General features: G+C 47.4%; 18 protein-coding genes and 2 tRNA genes. 6 read left to right on the top strand and 14 right to left on the bottom strand.

Annotated features, from left to right (window positions below):
• Positions 1-2: 2 nt before the first annotated feature.
• A complete protein-coding gene (locus HYW89_02540) occupies positions 3-1925 on the bottom strand; it encodes a UvrD-helicase domain-containing protein (protein QQG44868.1) in 1923 nt (640 codons plus the stop codon).
• A 358-nt stretch (positions 1926-2283) separates the two neighbouring features.
• On the opposite strand from HYW89_02540, the gene HYW89_02535 reads away from it, so the two are divergent.
• Complete coding sequence (locus HYW89_02535; protein QQG44867.1) at positions 2284-3261, top strand: LysM peptidoglycan-binding domain-containing protein; 978 nt, start codon at positions 2284-2286, stop codon at positions 3259-3261.
• Positions 3262-3289: 28 nt separating this feature from the next.
• On the opposite strand, the gene HYW89_02530 is transcribed toward HYW89_02535, so the two are convergent.
• From HYW89_02530 to HYW89_02495, 8 genes are all read right to left on the bottom strand, one after another.
• Positions 3290-4813, bottom strand: a complete 1524-nt coding sequence (locus tag HYW89_02530) for a YifB family Mg chelatase-like AAA ATPase (GenBank protein QQG44866.1) — start codon at positions 4811-4813, stop codon at positions 3290-3292.
• Between the two features lie 3 nt (positions 4814-4816).
• Positions 4817-5083, bottom strand: coding sequence for a TraR/DksA C4-type zinc finger protein (locus HYW89_02525; protein QQG45758.1), 267 nt, complete (start codon positions 5081-5083; stop codon positions 4817-4819).
• 145 nt (positions 5084-5228) lie between these two features.
• Complete coding sequence (locus HYW89_02520) at positions 5229-6092, bottom strand: hypothetical protein (GenBank protein ID QQG44865.1); 864 nt, start codon at positions 6090-6092, stop codon at positions 5229-5231.
• Positions 6093-6094: 2 nt separating this feature from the next.
• A complete protein-coding gene (gene pnp, locus HYW89_02515) occupies positions 6095-8326 on the bottom strand; it encodes a polyribonucleotide nucleotidyltransferase (GenBank protein ID QQG45744.1) in 2232 nt (743 codons plus the stop codon).
• Between the two features lie 87 nt (positions 8327-8413).
• Positions 8414-8929 (bottom strand): NYN domain-containing protein, encoded by a 516-nt coding sequence (locus HYW89_02510; GenBank protein ID QQG45743.1) that lies wholly within the window; start codon positions 8927-8929, stop codon positions 8414-8416.
• Positions 8929-9198, bottom strand: a complete 270-nt coding sequence (gene rpsO / locus HYW89_02505) for a 30S ribosomal protein S15 (GenBank protein ID QQG45757.1) — start codon at positions 9196-9198, stop codon at positions 8929-8931. Before rpsO ends, HYW89_02510 begins: the two co-directional genes overlap by 1 nt.
• Positions 9199-9276: 78 nt before the next feature.
• On the bottom strand, positions 9277-9870 hold the full coding sequence (locus tag HYW89_02500; protein ID QQG45742.1) for a hypothetical protein: 594 nt from the start codon (positions 9868-9870) through the stop codon (positions 9277-9279).
• A 184-nt stretch (positions 9871-10054) separates the two neighbouring features.
• Positions 10055-10330 carry a hypothetical protein gene (locus HYW89_02495; GenBank protein QQG45741.1) on the bottom strand — a complete coding sequence of 92 codons (276 nt, stop codon included), beginning with the start codon at positions 10328-10330 and terminating at the stop codon, positions 10055-10057.
• A gap of 216 nt (positions 10331-10546) precedes the next feature.
• Between HYW89_02495 and HYW89_02490 the strand changes: the two genes are divergently transcribed.
• Positions 10547-11149 (top strand): hypothetical protein, encoded by a 603-nt coding sequence (locus HYW89_02490; GenBank protein QQG45740.1) that lies wholly within the window; start codon positions 10547-10549, stop codon positions 11147-11149.
• 120 nt (positions 11150-11269) lie between these two features.
• Here HYW89_02490 and HYW89_02485 read toward each other — a convergent pair.
• Positions 11270-11342: transfer RNA gene (locus HYW89_02485), tRNA-Lys, on the bottom strand.
• Positions 11343-11476: 134 nt separating this feature from the next.
• On the opposite strand from HYW89_02485, the gene HYW89_02480 reads away from it, so the two are divergent.
• Positions 11477-12250, top strand: a complete 774-nt coding sequence (locus HYW89_02480; protein ID QQG45739.1) for a DUF47 family protein — start codon at positions 11477-11479, stop codon at positions 12248-12250.
• Between the two features lie 99 nt (positions 12251-12349).
• Positions 12350-13339, top strand: coding sequence for an isocitrate lyase/PEP mutase family protein (locus tag HYW89_02475; GenBank protein QQG45738.1), 990 nt, complete (start codon positions 12350-12352; stop codon positions 13337-13339).
• Between the two features lie 767 nt (positions 13340-14106).
• Here the strand turns inward: HYW89_02475 and HYW89_02470 are convergent.
• The 3 genes from HYW89_02470 to HYW89_02460 form a co-directional block, all read right to left on the bottom strand.
• A complete protein-coding gene (locus HYW89_02470) occupies positions 14107-14607 on the bottom strand; it encodes a hypothetical protein (GenBank protein ID QQG45737.1) in 501 nt (166 codons plus the stop codon).
• Between the two features lie 137 nt (positions 14608-14744).
• Positions 14745-14818 (bottom strand) — tRNA-Arg (locus HYW89_02465).
• A 128-nt stretch (positions 14819-14946) separates the two neighbouring features.
• Positions 14947-15246, bottom strand: a complete 300-nt coding sequence (locus HYW89_02460) for a hypothetical protein (protein QQG45736.1) — start codon at positions 15244-15246, stop codon at positions 14947-14949.
• Positions 15247-15615: 369 nt separating this feature from the next.
• Between HYW89_02460 and HYW89_02455 the strand changes: the two genes are divergently transcribed.
• Both HYW89_02455 and HYW89_02450 read left to right on the top strand, forming a co-directional pair.
• Complete coding sequence (locus HYW89_02455) at positions 15616-17157, top strand: HD domain-containing protein (GenBank protein QQG45756.1); 1542 nt, start codon at positions 15616-15618, stop codon at positions 17155-17157.
• 20 nt (positions 17158-17177) lie between these two features.
• The gene (locus HYW89_02450) at positions 17178-19058 is read left to right on the top strand and encodes a hypothetical protein (GenBank protein QQG45735.1); all 1881 of its coding nucleotides are present in this window, start codon (positions 17178-17180) and stop codon (positions 19056-19058) included.
• Between the two features lie 35 nt (positions 19059-19093).
• Here HYW89_02450 and HYW89_02445 read toward each other — a convergent pair whose 3' ends face one another.
• Complete coding sequence (locus HYW89_02445) at positions 19094-20182, bottom strand: alanine--glyoxylate aminotransferase family protein (protein QQG45734.1); 1089 nt, start codon at positions 20180-20182, stop codon at positions 19094-19096.
• Positions 20183-20725: the final 543 nt, after the last annotated feature.

Below are 20725 nucleotides of genomic sequence, written 5' to 3'. Positions count from 1 at the left end.
TACTATAGAGGCTTAGCCTCTATAGTAGGGATGAGTTCGTTAACCTCAAGCAGGTGTTCGGGTATTTCGGAAAGAAAGCGGGATGGCGGATTTACCTCTGTTGCTCCAAAGCGAGTCCTTTGAAGTGCAAAAGAGAGAAAAACCCGCTTTTTGGCCCGGGTTAGACCCACATAGCAGAGTCTGCGTTCTTCTTCCAAGTCAGCCGGATTAAAAAGGGAACGGGAGTGCGGGAAAATTCCCTCCTCCATGCCCACCACGAACACAACCGGAAATTCAAGCCCCTTAGCCGAATGCAGGGTCATAAGGTTAACAACACTCTGGCCGGTTTCTATCTGGTCGCTGTCTGACATAAGCGCAACGTCCTCCAGAAGTTTCTCTAATCCTTTTGGAGATTCCAGGGCATCATATTTTTTGGCCAGACTAACTAACTCCTGTACGTTTTCCCACCGCTCCTCGGAGTTGGCAGAACTGTCGTCAAGGTACTCTCGGTATTTGATGGTTTTGAGGAGGTGTTTAAGAAAGGCGGCCGCAGTCAGACTGTTTATACCTTCGCGCAACTCGGTCTTAAGAGCATGAAAGCGTTCTATTTTTTCTTTTTCCGCCGGCCTTAAGACGCGTTTGTTTTCGGCAAGATAGGCCAGTATCGTGCTTTTACCTATACCGCGTGCCGGCACATTTATTATGCGTTTTAAACTCACCAGGTCTTTGGAGTTAAACAGGAATCTTAAGTAAGAAATAACGTCTTTTACTTCTTTCCTGTGGTAGAATTTTATTCCGCCCACAATTTTGTACGGGAAATTGTGTTCCAGAAAAACCTCCTCCAAGTTTCTTGATTGCGCATTTGTCCGATACAAAACCACCATGTCTTTTAGCGGGCAGCCGCGCCCGACTAAGTCTTTCATAAGAGAGAGTATAAACTCCGCTTCTTGACGTTCGTTTTCAGCAGCAACCACTGTAATGGGTTCTCCCTCGGCCCCCGTTGTCCAGAGCTGCTTTTTCTTCTGAAGTTTGTTCTTGGCGATTAGTTCGCTTGCCGCCTCCAGAATTATTTGGGTGGAGCGGTAATTTTGATCAAGTACCACCACTTTGGCATCAGGCCAGTCATTCTCAAAATTGAGAATGTTGCGATAATCCGCGCCCCGGAAAGCGTAAATTGCCTGCGCGTCGTCCCCAACAACTGCAATATTGCGTTTCTTTAGGGCAAGTTGTGTTACCAGGCGGTACTGGGCCTGATTTACGTCCTGATACTCGTCCACGTTTATATAGCGAAAACGATTTTGATAGCTTTCAAGAATAACTGGGTTTTTATCAAAAAGAAGGCAAACATTCATAATAAGGTCGTCAAAGTCCATGGCGTTGGCATCATGCAGGCTTTTCTGATAAAAAGCATAAATTTTATGTACGGTTTTGGGGAATAAATCCGAAAGTCCCTCTCGCGCCTCGTACTCCCCCGGGGTTACCAGCTCGTTTTTAAGTCCGGATATAACACCAGAAATCATCCCCGCCGGAAACTGTTTGGGGTTTATGGCCAGTTCTTTCATGGTTTCTTTGATCAACGCCAGAGAGTCGTCATCGTCAAAAATAGTAAAGTTTGGCAAAAAACCGAGCCGCGAAGCATGGACTCTCAATATTTTTACGGCCAAGCTATGAAAGGTGCCGACAAACATTGTCTCGCTGTTGGCATTGAGTGCTTTTTCTCCCACCAGCGCACGTATGCGCGAACGCATCTCCCCGGCTGCTTTGTTGGTAAATGTTACGGCCAGAATTTCTTCGGCAGGCACCCCTATTTGTAAAAGGTGGGCAATGCGTTGAGTAAGCGTTTTTGTTTTTCCGGAACCGGGTCCCGCCAGAATCAAAACAGGTCCTTCGGTGGTTAGGACCGCCTCTTGCTGTTGGGGGTTCAGATCGTTAAGCAATTCTTTCATTGGTTGTTTTTTTGCTGGTTACGTTTAGAAATTTAAATTTATTCATTGTAGGTAGAAGCCACAGGCCCTTAAAACAAAAAAGCTTTCTGGCGGGGTGTGGATAGCGCATTTGACCCGTCTCCACCGGAGGACTAGGATGAAGGCGGAGCGATAAACGCTGTTTTTATTTAAAGCAAAGAAAAAGTCGCTTAAATATAGAGAAAGTTGCCGCTTGGTGGCATAAGTAAGAGCATTTTTGGCCACTTGGGACAGTGCTCTAAAGGTTATTCTTTTGCGAAACAAATCGCCCTTGGGTGAACTCCAAAAATTTAGCATATATAGGCCCCTTTTCAGAAAAGGGCTATTTGTTTTTGGAGCTATGTTGCTGATTGTTTTAGCGACTGCGCCCCAACCCGCGCATGCCGGTCTTTTTTCCGCCATAGTTAAGTTTTTTGTTAGCGGAGGAGAAAATAGTAGCCAGGAATCATCTTTATTCTCCATATCTATACCTCTTCTTGGTAGCCAGAGCGCCAATGCGTCTCCTGCCATTGGTGGTTCTGTTGACGACGATATGCCGCCTCTTTCTGCGACCCAAGACAGCGCTTTGGTTGCCAACCGAAACCCCAGCGGCACCCTACCAAATAATAACCCCGGCAGAATATTGGTCTACACCGTACAGCCGGGAGACACACCCGGGGCCATTGCAGACAATTTTGGTGTTTCTCTAAATACCCTTCTTTGGGCAAATAACATTCGCAACCCAAATCTGATAAAGGTCGGGGATGACGTTCTTATACTACCGGTGCCCGGCATTCAAGTTGAAGTAAAAAAAGGCGATACGATTTCCTCCATCGCCAGAAAATTCAAGGGTGATGAAAACGAAATCAGAATTTTCAACGGCTTGAGCATAGATGAGCTAATTAAACCAGGCATGACGTTGATCATTCCCGACGGGGAGATGGCGACGCCCCCTGCGCCACCCCTCAGTCAACCGTCAAAAACAACGGCCCTTTCGACCGCCCCCATGGGATACTATATGAGGCCTATTTTTGGTGGGAGACAAACCCAAGGGCCGCACGGATACAAAAAGAGTGGAATTGATTTGGCAAGTTACTGCGGGGCGCCTGTTCTTGCCCCGGTCGCGGGCAAGGTTATCATCGCCCGCTCTTCTGGATGGAACGGCGGTTATGGATGGTACATGGCTATTTCTCACCAAAGAGGGACCGTTCTCCTTGCTCATCTTGGTTCTATTCTGGCCTTTGTCGGGCAGGAGGTGGCTCAGGGCAGTCAGGTAGCAACCATGGGGTCCACGGGCAATTCCACCGGTTGCCATGTGCATTTTGAAACAAGAGAGTAACTGATATTTATCTTTTCGTCCTTACATATTATATTTCAACCTTGGGCCGGAACTGTAGGGCCGCCAGAATATTATTTTCCTGCAGATCTTCTGAACCCTCAAGGTCCGCAATAGTGCGGGAGAGTTTCAAAACGCGATGATACGCTCTAGCCGATAATTGATATCGCTCATGCGCCATTTTCAGTATAGGACGCAGCGAATCTTTTATCTTGATAAATTGTTTTATTTCCCGCAGTCCCATCTCGGCGTTGGTCTGTATGGGCAGACCGCGGAAGCGCTGCTTTTGTATTTTTCTTGCTTGTTCCACCCTTTGGCGCACTTTTGCAGACGGCTCTTCTCTACTCTCGCCCTCCAACTTTTCGTACTCAACCGAGGGCGTTTCCGCATGGAGATCAATACGGTCCAAAATTGGTCCGGACACCTTTTTCCTGTATTTAGTGATTGCTCCCGGAGCGCAACTGCAATCTTTGGTGGGGTTGTCATAGTTACCGCAAGGGCACGGGTTCATGGCAGCGACCAACATGAACTGGGCCGGAAAAGTTTGAGTGCCCTGACTGCGGGCTACGGTAATAGTGTGTTCTTCTAGGGGTTGTCTTAACGACTCAATGACTCTGCGGTCAAACTCGGGAAGCTCGTCCAAAAACAAAACACCACGATGAGCCAGGGTTGCCTCCCCGGGTCTTGGGTGCGTTCCTCCTCCTATGACAGCGGCGTGAGACGAGGTGTGATGCGGATTGCGAAAGGGACGAACGGAAATAAATGGTTGTTTGTCGTTGAGCATCCCAGCAATGCTGTAAATTTTGGTCACCTCCAGCGACTCTTCAAAAGAAAGAGGAGGAAGAATGGAGGGAAGGGCTTGAGCCAAAAGTGTTTTTCCCGCTCCGGGCGGGCCGTGGAATAAAACATTATGGTTACCGGCAGCTGCAATCTCTAATGCCATTTTAGCCTTAAGCTGTCCCCGGATATCACCCAAATCCATACCCTGACTTATGGCAACGGATTCGGTGCCTGTTTTTCCGAGTGGCGCCAGCTCTTTCCTGCCAGCAAGATATTCTACTACCTCGGACAGACTCTCGGTCTCTAAAATCTCAAGACCGTCAAGCACAGACGCCTCTTTTCCATTACCCTTGGGTAAAATCAGCTGGGAAAACCCTGAAAATCTGGCGGCCATGGCTATAGGAAGCACGCCCGATACCTTACGTAGTGTTCCGTCCAGCCCCAGTTCTCCCAGAAACAGCTTACCCTTGGGATTAAAAGCGATCTGCCCCGAGGCCAGGAGATACCCAAGGGCAATGGGTAAATCAAAAGCCGGCCCCTCTTTTTTAATGTCGGCTGGGGCAAGGTTTACAATTACGCGTTGGCTTTTTTTGTGGGGCGCAAGCGCTCCGAGGTTTTTGATAGCCGCGGAGATTCTTTCACGCGATTCCTGCACCTCTTTATCAGCAAGACCCACAATAGAAAAGATGTGAAGTCCGGGGGCTATGTCTACCTCAACGGAAATTGGCTGTGCGTCAAGTCCCACCACTTGGGCGGAATAAATTGCAACTGACATGTTTTAAAATCCCCCCTCCTGTGAGTTGTGTTCAAGATCGGCCTCGGCGGCTGGGTTGGCCCGCAGGCGTTCTACGGGTATTTCCTTGCCGCACTTTATGCAAATACCGTAAGTGCCCTTTTGAATTCTTTCCAGAGCCTTGGTAACCTCAAGCAATCTTGACTCCAAACTGTGTTCTGCGCCCAGACGTGTCTCGTATTCTTCCACTTCGTCCGCTTCTTCTTCCAGAGACGCGTGGCCTCCGTATTCTCCGGTTTCAAATTGAGGCATTTCGGCGTCCCAATCGCCTTTTAGCGTCGGGTCAGGACGAGCAATTGACTTTAGCTCCCCTATCAGTTTGTCATGTTCCTGCTTTAGGGCTGTCTCAAATTCTTGTGTTAAGTCCTTGTCCATTAGCTAAACCTATATTAGCTTGCTATCTTGCGTCAAATAAGCGACTGACCACGACTTCCATGGCTTCTTTGCCAGTGGTTATGACTAATATGTTGCCAGCAGGGAAAATAGTGTACCCAAGGCCCAAGTCCTTTTCTTGGGAAAGTTTTATAAATCTCCAGTCTACGTTGCGGTATGTCCTGTCTTCAAACGGAGATATTATAACCTCTGGCTTCTCGCCAAAAAATAAGGGCAGAAAGTCGGAAAGAAAGGACGATTCCCAAGTCAGGAGCTGGGCCATTAACCGATCCGGGTCCGAAGACCGGAGCGCCATTCCAAAACGCGGCCCTCCGCCGGAGTAGTAAAAAAAGGTCATAAGAGGTGGCTGGGTGCTGGCAAGAAACCCGGCTGGCGGGTTGACGCGTAAAATCTCAAAAAAATCCTGCGGCAGAATAAAACGCTCCGTAGGACCATCCAGCACTTTTATTAGAACCCGTTTTACTATTCCTTCCCGCTCTTTTTCTTGAGCCGAATCCCCCAGCATTCGCAACATCTGGCTGCGATCCTGCGGTTTAATGGTGATCGTTCTTGAGGCCTCCACTGCGAAAAATGGCGCCGGAGGAACTAATTTTGTTGCTGGAGCCCCGTCTTTTTTAGGAAAAATAAACAGGGCCGCAGTTAAAATTACAGCCGCCGCCCCAAGGGCAGTAAGCACCAGAGGAACATATTTTTTAAACCTTAACCCCCCTTGCGGCGCGGCCGGCGCAGAAACTGTTTCCTGCCCCACTATTTGTATGAGCGAAGATTTGGTTGTTTTGAGCAATTCCTGCACATCGGACCTCATGGTCCGGATGGCTGGTTTGATTTTTTCCGGCTGATTTTGATTTGACTGATTGTTTTCCACCATCTTTATCTTCTATGGCGGCCCGGTCGTCGTCCTCCGCGCGGGGTCTCGGGAAAGTCCAGACGCTCGCGCCGTCCCCGTTCAATTTCTTCTTCGCTGTAGCGTCCGGGCACGTCTTTTAAGGAGAGATTTATCCGGCCCTGCTCGTCAATGTTTTTTACTTTGACCGGAATAACGTCGCCCATTCTTACTATATCAGTTACTTTTTCCACATGCCACGGAGCAAGTTCTGATATGTGGACCAGTCCATCTTGACGCGGGCCGACCTCTACCATGGCTCCGAAGTCAAGAATTCTTGTAACCCTTCCCTCCATCAGCTCGCCCGGCTTAATTTCTCTAGTAATTTGTTTTACCAAAGATAAGGCCTTTTTCATGCCGTCCTCTGTTTCAGAAGTGATGTAGACAGTGCCGTCGTCCTCAATGTCTATTTCGGCTCCGGTCTGCGCAATAATGTCATTTATAACTTTTCCGCCGGGGCCAATAAGCGCTCCGATTTTCTCCGGATTGATTTTAATAATATTTACGCGAGGGGCCCACGGCGAAAGTTCTGGTCGCGGCGCGTCCAGCACAGAATTCATAACGCCAAGAATTTCCAAGCGCGACTTAAGGGCCTGGCGCAGCGTGTCTTTAAGCATGTCAAAGTTTATTCCTTCAATTTTTACATCCATTTGCACAGCCGTGATGCCGTCTTTGGTCCCAGCGACCTTAAAATCCATGTCGCCGTGATGATCCTCCGGCCCCTGAATGTCGGTAAGTACCCTGTATTCTCCTTTTTTATTTAACACGAGACCCATGGCCGCACCAGCCGCCGCTTTTTTAATAGGTACGCCAGCATCCATAAGAGCAAGCGACGCGCCGCACACCGAAGCCATGGAAGAGGAGCCGTTGGAGGAAAGGATTTCTGAGACAACCCGCAATGTATAAGGAAATTCTTCCTTAGAAGGTATAAGCGGAGCAATGGCTCGTCCGGCAAGCGCTCCATGTCCTATTTCTCTGCGGCCCGGTCCACGCATGGGTTTTATCTCGCCGGTGGAATAGGGCGGAAAGTTGTAATGCAGGAGCAACCGTTTTTTGGTGCGTACCTCCATTCCCTCTACAATTTGCTCGTCTCCGGGCGCGCCAAGGGTAAGGGTAGCCAAGGCATGCGTCTCGCCGCGCATAAACAGGCCCGATCCGTGGACGCGCGGCAGAACGCCAACCTCGGCCCCAAGAGAACGAAGCTCGTCTGGCTTTCTGCCGTCTGGCCTTTCCCCCTTTTCAATAATGCGACGGTGGAGGATTTCATTTACTTCCTCATCAAGCAAAAACTCCGCAGCGTTTTTTTGGAAAAGTTCCGGATATTTATCTTGGGCCCGCCCCAACCACTCGTCTTTTATTGCCGCTTTTTCTCCATAGCGTGCGGCTTTCTTACCCCTTTGATACAACGCTTCCTCAAGCCGTGAAGAAAACTCTTTTTTAAGAAGATCTTTTAGTTCCTGCGGCGCGCTAAGCAGCCGTACTTCCATTTTTTCCTGCACGTTTTCTTTAATTATTTCATTTTCAAACTCTATAAGCTCCTTCAGAAAACCAAATCCCCATTCTGCGGCAGATGCAAAGTCCTCCTCCGAAATTTCGTTGGCGCTTGCTTCAAGCATGTTAATTCTTTCTTTGGTTCCGGATACCACCATATCAAGATCGGCGCGGCCCCTTTCCTCATAAAGAGGGTTGAGCACGAAGTTTCCGTCAACGCGTCCTACGCGCACTCCGGCAGTTGGTCCCTGCCACGGGATGTTGGAGAGCGAAAGCGCAAGGGAAGAAGCAAGAAGCGCCAGCACATCCGGGTCGTTTTGATCATCAACCGAAAGAACCGTTACCACTATTTGCACCTCGTTTCGCATGCGCATATCAAATCTGGGCCGGATGGAGCGATCAATCAGGCGGGCCGCAAGCGTGGCCTCCTCCGAAGGCCGGGTTTCCCTTTTTATAAAACGGGAGCCCAAAATTTTTCCGGCAGCGTAAAACTTTTCTTCGTACTCAACGGTCAGCGGGAAAAAATCTCCCCCCTCGCGCGGTTGCAGACCCATCACGGCCGTGGCCAGCACCAAAGTATCTCCCAGTCTAACCAAAACTGAACCGTTGGCCTGCTCGGCCCAGTTGGTAAGAGAAATAGTAAATGTTTTACCCCCAAGGGTATGCGAATAATTTTTTACGTCCACGTATAAAATAGATGTCGGGATCGCGTGAGGGCGAGAGATCATTCATTTATAGCCGCGAAACCTCACGGCCATAAACGAATGATCTGTTGTTTCTTTGGATGTTTCGCCTTACCGCTTCTCCCGCACCCTTTATTTACTAATTTTTAAAAGAAATTTCCTCGGATCAGACCCAAGATCCAGAAAGTCTTCAGCCGCCTCCTGCAATCTTTGAGAAGTAGAGCGTGCAAAAGCAACCACCTCAACCTGTATGCCCTTTCCCTTTAGATGCTCTACCAGCGGCACAAAATCCCCGTCCCCACTGACCAGAATTACGGCGTTTATAAAAGAGTCCGCAAGTCTGACCGCGTCTATGGCCATGCCCACGTCCCAGTCGGCTTTTTTCATTCCCCCGGGAAATATCTGCAGGTCTTTTATTTTGGTTTCAATCCCTACTTTGGTTAAGGCCTCAAGAAATGGTTTTTCTTCGCCGGACTCTGTCCTTATAACGTAAGCAATGGCGCGTACGAGTTCGCGTCCCGCCACGACGGACTTTACGACTTCTTTGAAGTTAACCCGTGCATTATAAAGATTCTTGGCTGAATGATACATGTTTTGCACGTCAATCAGAACCGCAACGCGCTGGGCTTTATGTTTGATGATTGACATTATCGTTTGAGCCCGAGTTTTTTAATCAGGCTGTTATAGCGGCGGACGCTGGACTCCTTTAGATAATCAAGCAACTTTTTTCGCTGCGAGACCATCCCTAAAAGCCCCCTACGGGAATGATTGTCTTTGGGATTTTTCTTCAGATGTCCGGTCAGGCGATTTATTTCTTCGGTCAAAATTGCAATCTGTACCTCGGTTGACCCCGTGTCTTTCCCGTGCGTCCGGAACTTTTCTATTAATTTTGATTTATCTTTGTTGGTAAGGGCCATTGCCGCCATATTATCATAACCCATCCCACTTTGCAAGGCGAAATTTAAAAGAAAGACCCATTGGGTCTCTCTCTATGATTACAGATACTGTCCGGGGTCTTTTTTGTCCTTGTTTTCTCCGCGCCGGGCCGCGGCGCTCTCTTTAAGAAGCTCAAATACGGAATCGGGGTCTATTAAGGATTTAGCGAGTTCCCTGCGCAGAGTTATTTCTTCTTCTTTGGGCATTTCCAACCCGGTTTCCATCCACATGCCGAGCAACCTTTCAACCTTGTCCATATCTTCAGAAAAATCAGAGGCAAAACGTCCTTGGCTGTGGAGAGCCGTGCCTAAAAGGGCTTGCAGTATTTTTATCCCAGCCAGTTTTAGAATTCCGTCGTGCGACAGGTCCTCGGAATTGCCCTCAAGGGTCATTAAAAACTTTTTGCTTTTTATGGAACTAAATACGCCCCGAATGAATTTATAAGGATCTTGGCGGGTGTGCAATTTAGTTAAAAGCTCTTCTCGCAGGGAGCCAAAGTAGGTATCCCTGAAACCAGCTTCAAAACTTAGTAATTCGGCGTGTTTGGGTTCCGGGATCCTGACGTGTTCAGCAACCAGCCTCTCTCCCTCCAAAAGAATTGTTTCCAAAAAGTCTTTGACCGTGGCGTCGCCACCACTATGCGTAGCGGACATCTTTAGCTCCTTTTTTGGTTTTCAAGAAGCTAAGTTGGTAGTAGCATTTGCCCACAAATAAGTCAACATAAATTTTGTCCGTCCTACTGGACCCGGCTGAGCTGGGTGGACGAAGTTAGAACCGCTTTGGGGGTGATTTCTGGGATTTCTCCGGTTGCTTTTGTAAGGAATTGGTAGCCGCACTTTAATGCTGGTTTGTTTTCTCCAGCAACAAAACATCTTCAACGAATTCTACAGAGAAAGTGTCTCCTTCAGCAAAAACCACCTCGGCCTCAGTCACATCAGCGATTTGTCGCGGTTCATAATACCACACCTCAAATTCGTCAGTATCTTTTTTTCTGACGAGAAAACCAATATGTGCCCATCCTTTGTCTGGGTTCTCTTTATATTCGGTTGCGGCTTCTTGGAGTTTTTGTCTAAGACGTTGTCTTTTTTCTAACTCTGATTCGGGGTTTTCCATGGATATAATATTTTAACCTCCCGTAGGAGCTACTTGAGAAGTCAGACTTCCCTTGCCTGCCCGCCGTAATTTAAGGTGGAGGCGGGGAACCGGATCTCGGAAGAATTACTGTTTGCAGTTTTCTACCCAGTATGCTACTTTCTTATTGGGTATTTAACAAAGATAGAGGGAGCTGGCGTGAAAACTTGGGCCACTGCGTTATTTATACTTTCATTGATGACGATATCGTCTTGGGCAGCCGCTGATAATACGGTGTTTACACCTGATGCATTGATAAAGACGCTAAAAATTATTGATGTCAACCCCCAGGTTGATTCTGATAATAACAAAATTATGGTGGTATTTGCAGGAGACGACTTACGCAACAGAAAAATTATCGTAGAACATGGAGAAACCAATTATTTTAGCGGACTGTGGATTGGTACGTTTCCTGTCTCTCCCGAGAAAGAATCGGAGGCGTGGTCCTGGATAAGTTACGAAATAGGGGTTTCTGAAGAGCCGTTGAATATATGGAGAACGACTAAACGCAACGAGTCCACCGAAACAAAACAACATATTTGGTTCATCTTCAAGGTCAACCTGCTTATACCGACAAACGAACTCGCTGATTACTTAAAAGATTATCAAACGAAGCCGCTACGGAGGTATGAGGGGGTAGTTAGTTATAAAATATTTAAAGTGAGAAGGGACATAAGGGGTATACCAATTGAGGATTTCGAACAAGGCGCCGAAACGATCTATGTAGAAATAGAAATAAGTGTTGTAAAAATTGATGGACGAGAATTGAAAATTCCATCTCCAGCGCTGTTCGGCAAATAAGCCTGACTTTTTTTATTTTCCCCCACCAGGAGTTGAACCCCACACAACAGCATAGCTGTATGCGGGGCAGGCCTGTAACCCACGGAGCTGCGGCGTTTACCCCGTACTAAATTTATCCAGTCCGTCCCCCGAGACTCGAACTCGGAACCGTCTCCTTAAGAGGGAGCTGCTCTACCAGTTGAGCTAGGGACGGATAAATTTTAGTGCGGGGCCAATTAAGCTATGGGGGGCTACCTGTAAATTTACAGATTGAGCTAGGATTTCAGTGCGGGGCCGGTTGAGTCCCGACCAGGGTCGAGACGTGGCCTAAACCAAGGTAATTTTATCTTGACCTTGCAAGATCGTCAATTTGATGTTACGGTGGACTTACGGTCATGGGGGATAAGGGCAGTGGGCATTGGTTCGTCATTTTCCAGCCTGACAAGAAAGATTTTTTTAAAAAAAGGCGACGACTTCTTTGAACTTTTTAGTCAGCAGGTCATCCTTGTTGGACAAGCAGCAAAAATCCTCGGCGTTATGGTTTCTCAACCTAGTCAGGCCGTCGTTCTCTACCCACAGCTGAAAGAGATTGAGGTCGCCGGAGATGACTATCTGCGTATAGTTTACGAAACCGTTGCGCACCGCTTCGTTACTCCAATTGACCGTGAGGATATAATACTTCTTGCCCGAAACCTTGATGATATAATTGACACGGTTGACTCGGTTGGAAAGCGAATGGCTGTTTTATCCAAAAGACTCATGGGATCTTTTAAAATTTTTGACCCATTGCTTCTCCCAACCGAAAAGCTGACACGGGTTTTAGCGGCAGCAACCAAAGAGCTTCCCCGCGCGATTAAACATCTTTCCAAGTCCCAAAGAATGCCGGAGGTGCACTCGGTAATTCATGCCCTTGAAAATCAGGCTGATGAGTTCTGGGACGGCGAGGGCGGAATACGTGACCTCTACTACCAGTTTCTTATAGAAAAACCCGGCCAAGCCTTAACCCGTTCCGACCTGCTGCTTGGTGAGTGGGTAATTCTTTCCCACGCGATTGAAGACGCCACAGACTTAGTTAAAAATACGGTTGATCATATAGCCACGGTCATTGAAAAATTTGCATAGTCATAGTCGTGGAAAGCGGGCAGGACGCCCGCCTTTATTATTTGAACATGATAGTTTTTTTGTTATAATTTAAAGAGTCTCACCTCGGAGGTACGACCCATGAGTAAGAGTCTTGGCACTAGATTTAGAGAATTAATTTTACGGCCCGAAGGCGTATTGGCTTTTGGCGTAGAGAGCGTAATAAGTGCTAAGGTTGCGGCTCTGGCGGGTCAGGAGTGTATTTATGCGGGCGGATACGCTGCTGCCGGCATGAAGGGGTGGCCAGACATGGGCGTTCTTACTATGACCGAGATGCTTGAGCATGCACGTCTTATTAGCCGTGCAGTTTCTGTTCCGGTGATTGCCGATATTGACGATGGCTACGGGTCAGTCCTGAATGTGAAGCGTACGGTTAGTGAGTTTTTGGGCACAACTCCGGTTGCGGGTCTTCACCTTGAGGATCAAAAATATCCCAAACGCTGCGGCCACATAGCCGGCAAAGCAGTATTGGGCCGCAATGAATTTTTGGGGAAGCTGCGTCTTGCGCTGAAAATTAGAGACGAGATTGATCCTACGCGCTTTATTATTGCCCGCACCGACGCTTTTGGCGCCGCAGGATCCAAAAAAGATCCGGTTCTCGGCGGGGATATGGAAGAAGTAGTAGCCCGCGGAGTGGCCTATCTTGATGCCGGTGCTGACTCGGTGTGGTGCGAGTTTCCGCGGCCCGACCGAAAAAGCGCTACAGCTTTTGCCGAGGGTGTACGTCGCGTTCATCCGCAGGCCGTGTTAAGTTTCAATGTTTCAGCATCATTTGCGTGGCATTTGGAAGAGGACGTGGTCACCCAAGAAGAGCTTAATGAGTTGGGTTATAAGTTCCTTTTTACTACCTATCCTTCGCTCCTTGAAAACACACGTGCGGTTTATGAGTTAGCCAAGGCATTTCGCGAGCGCGGTATTGGGGCCATTATTGAACTCAAGCAGAAACTCGCCGGTCATCCCATGGAAAGTTTTATGAAAACAGTTGACGTTGAGCAATATCAGGAGATGGAGCGTCAGTACAGTCCGGACGCAGAGGACAGACTGAAAACATCCGAAGGTTTTAAGGGGTAACAAAACGGCGCGTGTCGCCGTTTTTAAATCGCACTTTTATAGACGAGGTTAGAATCTCTCTCGAGGCGTTAGTTGAGCTTTAGAAAACTGTTAGACGCCGCGAGAAAACAAGTTAGAAATTTTGATGAATATACCCATACTCTTTTTGTTGTAGAAATTCTGGAGAACTGTTAGGATGTGTTTAGTTCCAGTTCTTAAGCCAACAAAAAGGAGGATATAAATGGGTTGGTTAGACAAAATCGTAAAGGGCAAGGCTGCTTATGCTTATAACGAGAGAATGAAACCTTACAGTAAAAAGAAAACTTATTATCTCTGCCCGGAGTGCGGAAGTACTTTGGAAACCCATTGTCTCTGCCCGAGAATGGACGCCACCTGCAAAAACGGACACAAATGGCACATAGATTATGACAGCAAAACAAAACAATCTTTCGTCCGGAAAGGACATTCAGATCATTCTATACTCATAACGCGGTAAAACCGCCAGTCGCCAACCCGTTCAAGATAACATCTTGCGGGTTTTTTTATTTTTTGTTAGAACCTCTGTCCAACCATTAAAAAACTGTTTCTTTTTCAGAAGATTTCATTTTTCGGCAATAAAAAATTCCATTTCCCCATACCCGCCTTCGCATAAAGCTACGGCAGGGCAAGCGGGCAACGATATGGTGTTAGAACCCCCAATTCTTCTGAAACCTAAACGGTACTTTGATCGTTAGGCGGAGGTTCTAACAAAAAGCCGCCGTGTTTATTTACGACGGCTCAAGACACACTTATGTTATCTTGGTTGCTTTATAGCGATCTTCCGTTTCTTTTCCGGTGAGTTCGTCAAATTGTATGTCGGTTATACCTACTGCTTCGGCAAACTTACGGCAACCTTCACAAGCCCAATAGTGGCCAACGAGGTACAAAGTTGCCCCCGCAAGTCGTTTTCTTTCATCCGGCGTGAAAGCCCTTAGTATTGCTTCCCTTGCCGGATTAATATGGCTTGCGAATTGTGCCAACTCTTTTGGAGTACGATTTGGTCTGATATTAAGACACGCCATAACCTCGGCATGTATTGGTTTGCATAATTCATACCCCGTTCCAGTTTTGGTTGACATCCTCGGGCAGTCAGATACGACATCGCCATGAATGTGCCCCTCAGGGGCGCATAGATTGCAACCGGAAGAAACCTTTTGACCATTTTTGATAATCACCACACCGGTTTTAGTTTTAAGGCAGGTAGAGTCTTGACTGCGCTGTCTAGCCATTTCAAAGAACTTTTCGGACATGTCATATCCTCCAGATTAAAATTGCTGTTTATATAGTATACCGTGGGTAAAATATATCAAATTTATATCGCAAGCGAGGTTCTAACGTCGTCCATAAAAGTGCTATTTAAAAACGGCGCGTATCGCCGTTTTTAAATCGCGCCTACCAGGACTCGAACCCGGAACCCCCTGCTTCGAAGGCAGGTGCTCTGTCCAGTTGAGCTATAGGCGCATTTTCAAATTTTACTTCATTTTTTGTCTGGAATCAATCAACACGACCGCAGTAATAGCAACGATAATTGATAAAGCGTAACCCCCACGGCGTGGAGCCATGGGGGTTGGGTTGCGCGTGTGAACTGGCTACGGTGTCAACCGCACCAGCTCACCCCACGGCGCGCTGCGCCAGTGGGCGACGATGGTGGTCTCGCGCCGGAGCGGCTCCCAGAGCCCTCCAACCACGAGTTCATCGTCGACGTCGATCGACCGTATCGCCTCCATGGGGATAGCGACGTGTCGACCGTGTTCGTCCTGTCCTACGATAAACGGCTCTGCCAGCCGTCTACCGCGGGCGACATGCGGGTACCCAGCCTCATCCACATAGTGGATGGTGGCTTGGTACCGCAGGTCGGCTTCGAGCTGCGGAGCGTCTGTCTTGGTCATTGGCGCACCTCCTGTCCCGACTGGGTCGGGACGCTGTGGTCCGATTAGAATCGGACCGGGTTGCGGGGTTGTCTTACCGCACCGTGCGGCAAGACAGGCCACTGCCATTGTTCCCTTTCGGGAACCAGACAATAGAAATGGAGTGGTTTTATCCCCCACCTTCTTTTAGTAGGCGGAGGAGTACCCCGCACCCCCTGGAGGTGCGGTCAGGAAGAACAGGAAAAGCAGATTAAAATAAATTAGAGCAGACTAGAACAAATTAGAACAAAAAAAAGAGCCAAAGCCTTACTATTCATTATACTCTTAAAATATAAGTTTGTCAAGTACAGCCTTTTGGGGTATTATCAACTAAGGATGAAACGTAAAAACATAGAAATTCCTCAAGAGGTACATAGCATAATCAGTGCCCTACAAAACGCTGGCCACCAAGCGTTTATTGTTGGTGGATGCGTACGGGATTTATTAAGGGGCGAGAAGCCCAAAGATTGGGATGTAACTACTTCGGCCAAACCCGAAGAAATTTTGAAACTTTTTTCCCGACGCCCCATTCTTGAAGTGGGTAAAGAAGTCGGGACCCCGACTCCCGACGTCGGGGCCGGAGCTTTTTACGAAAATAAGTTTCTCACGGTAACCGTAAGAACAGAATCTAAAGACCAGACTCTTCAAGAAATTGAAATTACCACTTTTCGCGCTGAAGGGAAGTATACCGACAAGAGACACCCCGACTCGGTAAGATTTGCCGAAACGCTGGAAGAGGATTTATCGCGGCGCGATTTTACCATAAATGCGATTGCCATGGCGCTTGATTTAAGTCTGGTTGATCCCCATGAAGGACAAAAAGATTTAGAAAAAAAATTGATCCGCGCCGTGGGCGATCCGGAAAAAAGATTTGAGGAAGACGCTCTGCGCATGATAAGGGCAGTGCGATTTGCTGTGGAGCTTTCCGCCCAAGGCGGACCAGTCTCTGGCTGGGAAATTGAAGAGAAAACGCGCGAGGCAATTTTACATAACGCCGGCAGCCTAACCTTTATTGCCAAAGAGCGCATTCGGGACGAGTTTATAAAAATTCTTGGGACGCCCCAAGCCAAAGAAGGGGTTGAGTTGCTGCACGAGCTTGGTCTTCTTAAGCACTTTTTGTCTGAAGTTGAAGAAGGAATCGGCGTAGAAAACCGGCCAAAAATTTTTACAATCTGGGAACACAACCTGAAGGCGTTGGAGTACGGCGCTAAATCCAAGTTTCCGCTTGATGTTCGGATTGCCGCGCTTCTGCACGACGTTGGAAAGCCGGCCACCAAAGGTCCGATGAAAAATAACGAATGGACTTTTTACGGGCATGATGTGGTGGGCGCAAAAATGGCCACTGCGATTTTAGGGCGGCTCCATTTTCCACACGCCGCTATTGAGAAAATTGCCAAACTCATTCGCTGGCATCTTTTTAAGTACGATCCGGACGAAGGAATTACTGATTCATCGGTTCGGAGACTTATACGTCACGTGGGCGCAGAAAATATGGAGGATTTAGTTAAAGTGCGGATTTGTGACCGGATGGGTATGGGTGTGCCTAAAGCCGTTCCCTATCGTCTGCGCCACTTTCAGTTTCGTGTTGAGAAAATTTTGCGGGAGGAAGAGGCGCCAACGCCCAAAATGCTTAAAGTAAACGGCGAGGATGTTATGAGGATTTTAGAAATTTCTCCGGGGCCGAAAGTAGGACACGTGCTTGAAGTTTTGCTGCAGGAAGTTATTGACGAACCAACAAAAAACACCAAAGAAAAACTTGAGGCGCGTATTCAAGAACTCGGCAAGCTTTCGGATGAGGAGCTTGTAAAGATCGCCGAGGTGGCAGAAACTAAGGTGGAGATGACCGAAGACGAAAGAATTTCGGGGATCAAGGCAAAATATTATGTTAAATAATAGTTTAGGACTAATCAACCATGCCCATTCGTGAACAACTACAACCGGAAACCCAAGACGAAGAGTCTGGGGAGATTGTTATTACACCGGAGGACAAAACCAGACTTCAAGAACTAATAGAGGATATAGGTGATAAATCCCTTAAAATCTTTTGGGATGGCGGTGTTATTGAGTTAAGACGCCGGTTGCGCGTTGAGGGAAGAAGGGCGGCCCAATACATATTGGAAATGATTGAAAGGGATCTGGTTTCTGAAGATCCGGTCGCGAGCCGCCGGCTGTATTGTGAGTTAAACTGGCTCTTCTTCTGCGCGACCCCTAACGAGGCGAAAAGAATAAGCAAAGTTTTAACAAAGGACAAAATAGTCCGGGAACCCGATAGGTCAAAAAAGATAGCCATCTTTGAAATTCTGCAGAGAATTGGGACAGAGGAGACAATTGACGATTTGACCACTTTTGTCAGGAAAGAGAAATCAGAATCTCCCTATTTCCCAGAGTCAGATTTTTGGTACATCTATGACCTTCAAGATATTTTTAGGGTCCTTATGGCAATAAGGATGCGAGCCCGGGATATTGACAAGTTTGTTGTCGCCATCTCAAAAATAAATGAATTTTTGCAAGAAAATAACCAGGAACCATTTTCTTTTGGCCCAGCGACCATTGAATATTACTGGCAGGAGCTTAACCCGAGACGCCTTGAACGCGAGCTAGAAAACTTCTTTATAGAAAATCCAAGATCACTGTACGCAGGGCCAGAATACGCACCGGAAGCTACAGATCGTGTTATTAGCGACTTCTACGCCGAGGGCAATATTCAGGAAGTAGAGAGCAGACTAGAAGTAGTAAGGCGTCTTCGCCACGAGGCACGAAAAGAAAAAAAAATAAAGGAGGAGCCGGAAAAAGATGATACGAAATTTTTGCGACGTCACTGGCTGGAATATCGCGAGGAAAATCCGTCACCCTATGCGCCGACACTGGGAATTGAAATTGAGATTCGTGCTCATTCTGTGCTTCCACCAGAACTCGCAAGAAAGCCGCAGGGATTTTCTGGGTGGGAATGGTACGAACAAGAGGAGTGGATGAGAAAGCGAGAACAAATTATTGAGGAGAAGCGGCAACCGTATCATGGGGTTGAAAAATTGGGAGTTCCCAGAGGAGGCGATGGATTTTGGGAGTTTGCGCACAAGCCCGTAAGAAATTATTTTACGCTCTCCAAAGAAGTTCAGGCGTTGATTGCCATGGACCTTATAAACCGTGAAGACCAGCGACATGCTATGCACCTTACTATTGGCGGAGTGGAAGTGGAAGGCGGGGGAAACGCCTACCTTCTTGCTCGTGTTCTTGAGGCCAGCGCTTGGAGCACAAGGGGTAAACGTCTGCTTAGGCCCTATCTTTCCAAGTATCCGGGCTGGACTATTAATGGGCGGGGGGGGGTTAAGGAACGCCTGGGTTATGAACTTGAACTTGGGGCCACACTGGGAATTGAGATTCGCACATTTCAATTGCAAAGTCTTACCGGACTTGATCGGCTCTTAAAGAGCGCATATCTTTTGGGCGCGGCATTAAAATCATGTCAGGAATTAAAAAGAAATGACCCATTGAATGTCGGACAAAAACAAGAAGTGCGTATAAAGCTGACTGATATTTGGCACATTTTTTCTGATAAGTCAAAAGACATTTTTACTAAGTTTGGTTTGCAGGAACCAGACGATATTTGGTCTACCCGGGAACTGGAATTGGCCGAGAATGTGGAAAACAGCCCCTTTTATAAACTTGCCCAATTACTTGATGAGGCAGAGGCAGAACCCAAAAGTACCGGTGCTGGTTTTGTACGCGAGATTCGCAGGCTCATTATTTCAACCCGCGCCAAGATAGAGCCCATTATTTATCCTAAACCCGTGTAAAATAAATCCGCCACAATTTGATGGCGGAATAGAGATTACCGCAAGATTTTCCTAAAAGCAGTAAGCAATCCCTCGTCATATTCTCTTGTCCCTTCAAAGTGGGCGATACGGATAGTGGAATTTTCAATCGGACCAAGGCCCTGGGCTATGAGATATCCTTCCCGGAGAACTTGCGCAGCAATTTCTTGGGAATTTTGATCACCCGGAACACTTAAAACACTAAGTCCGTTGGTCGGCGTATCAGCCGTAAAGAGCGCGAACCCCAACTGAACCAGTTCTCTGCGTAATGTTGCGGCACGGAGCTTGTGTTGCAGATACCAGTTGCTTTCCCGTTCCAGAATATAATCAAGGACCGCATTGAGTCCAGCAACGTGATCAATGGGTGGGGTAAAACGTGGTCGCCCGCATTCTTTCAAAAATTTTAATTCTTGCTGGAAGTTAAACGGCCAAGCAGGAAACCCAAGGGGCTTTTCCATCAGTACCTTCCGGGCGCGGGGGTTCAAAAGAATGTAAGCAAGCCCCGGAGGAAGCGCAAATGCTTTTTGGCTTGCCCCAATCAGAATGTCAATATCGTCTTCGTCCATTTTAATTTTGGATATGCCGCCCTCAAGCACCGCATCCACCGCAAATAGTGTTGCGGGGGAACGGGCTCTTGCCAGCCTGCCCAAAATTTTCAGATCGTTACGAATACCCGTTGAGGTGTCAGCCGCCTGCGCCAGTAAAAGTTTGGGACGTGCGGCCAGAACATCAAGCAGAAGTTCCAAATCGGAATATGAGTAGGTCAGTCCCCATAATTTTTTATATTCGAATATTTCTGCATTATGTTGTGTAGCCATAGTGCGCCAACGATCTGCAAAGCTGCCGGTGTTGATGACGCCAACCACGTCATTTATGCGCTCCAAAAAGTTGGTAAGCACTGCCTCCATCATGTTGCTTCCGGCAGCCGAAAAGAAAAGAACTTCGGCGTTGGGCGCGCCAAAAAGTTTTCTTAGTTTTTCTCGTACCTCTTCGGCGCATTTTTGGTATTCTTTAGAGAAATGGTGCATAGAATGATCCTGCATGGCACGATATACCCAATTCGGTGTTTCTGTTGGTCCGGGAGTAAAACGGATTATTTTTTTCAAAGGACCCCCTACGCGCTTTACTGAACCTAAAATACATATTATTATTATGGTTGTCAACTTAGTTGTCGGGGATTAGTGTAGCGGCAACATGCATCGCCCCCCGCCAAAATTTTCGGGATATGGTGTAACAGTAGCACGCTGGCTTCGGGGGTCAGTAGCCCCGGTGCAAATCCGGGTATCCCGAGTATATTTGTAGGTATGGAAAAGCTATATAAAGTTTCTTGTAATAAGTGCTCTAACCCGATTTATAGAAGTCGGGGTAGAATAAACGAGAATTTAAAATTTGGGCATAATTTTTATTGCTCTCGAAGTTGCGAATTTCAGTATAAGACAAAGGCAAGGATAGTAAATTGTGGAAACTGCATGACGGAATTTACTCGGCAGCCAAATGATATTTCAGCACATAACTATTGTTCTCGATCCTGTGCGGCTCAGGTAAATAATCGAAGGTTTCCAAAGAGGATCAGACTCCCTACGGCATGTTTATCCTGCGGAAATACGTTTAAACGAGACGGCAAATATTGTTCACGGAAATGCGGTTAT

This window comes from Candidatus Sungiibacteriota bacterium, assembly GCA_016432465.1.
Lineage (GTDB): Bacteria > Patescibacteriota > Minisyncoccia > Sungbacterales > HO2-52-23.
The sequence above is the reverse complement of the archived record's forward strand: the minus strand, read 5'-3'. Positions and strand labels throughout refer to the sequence as shown.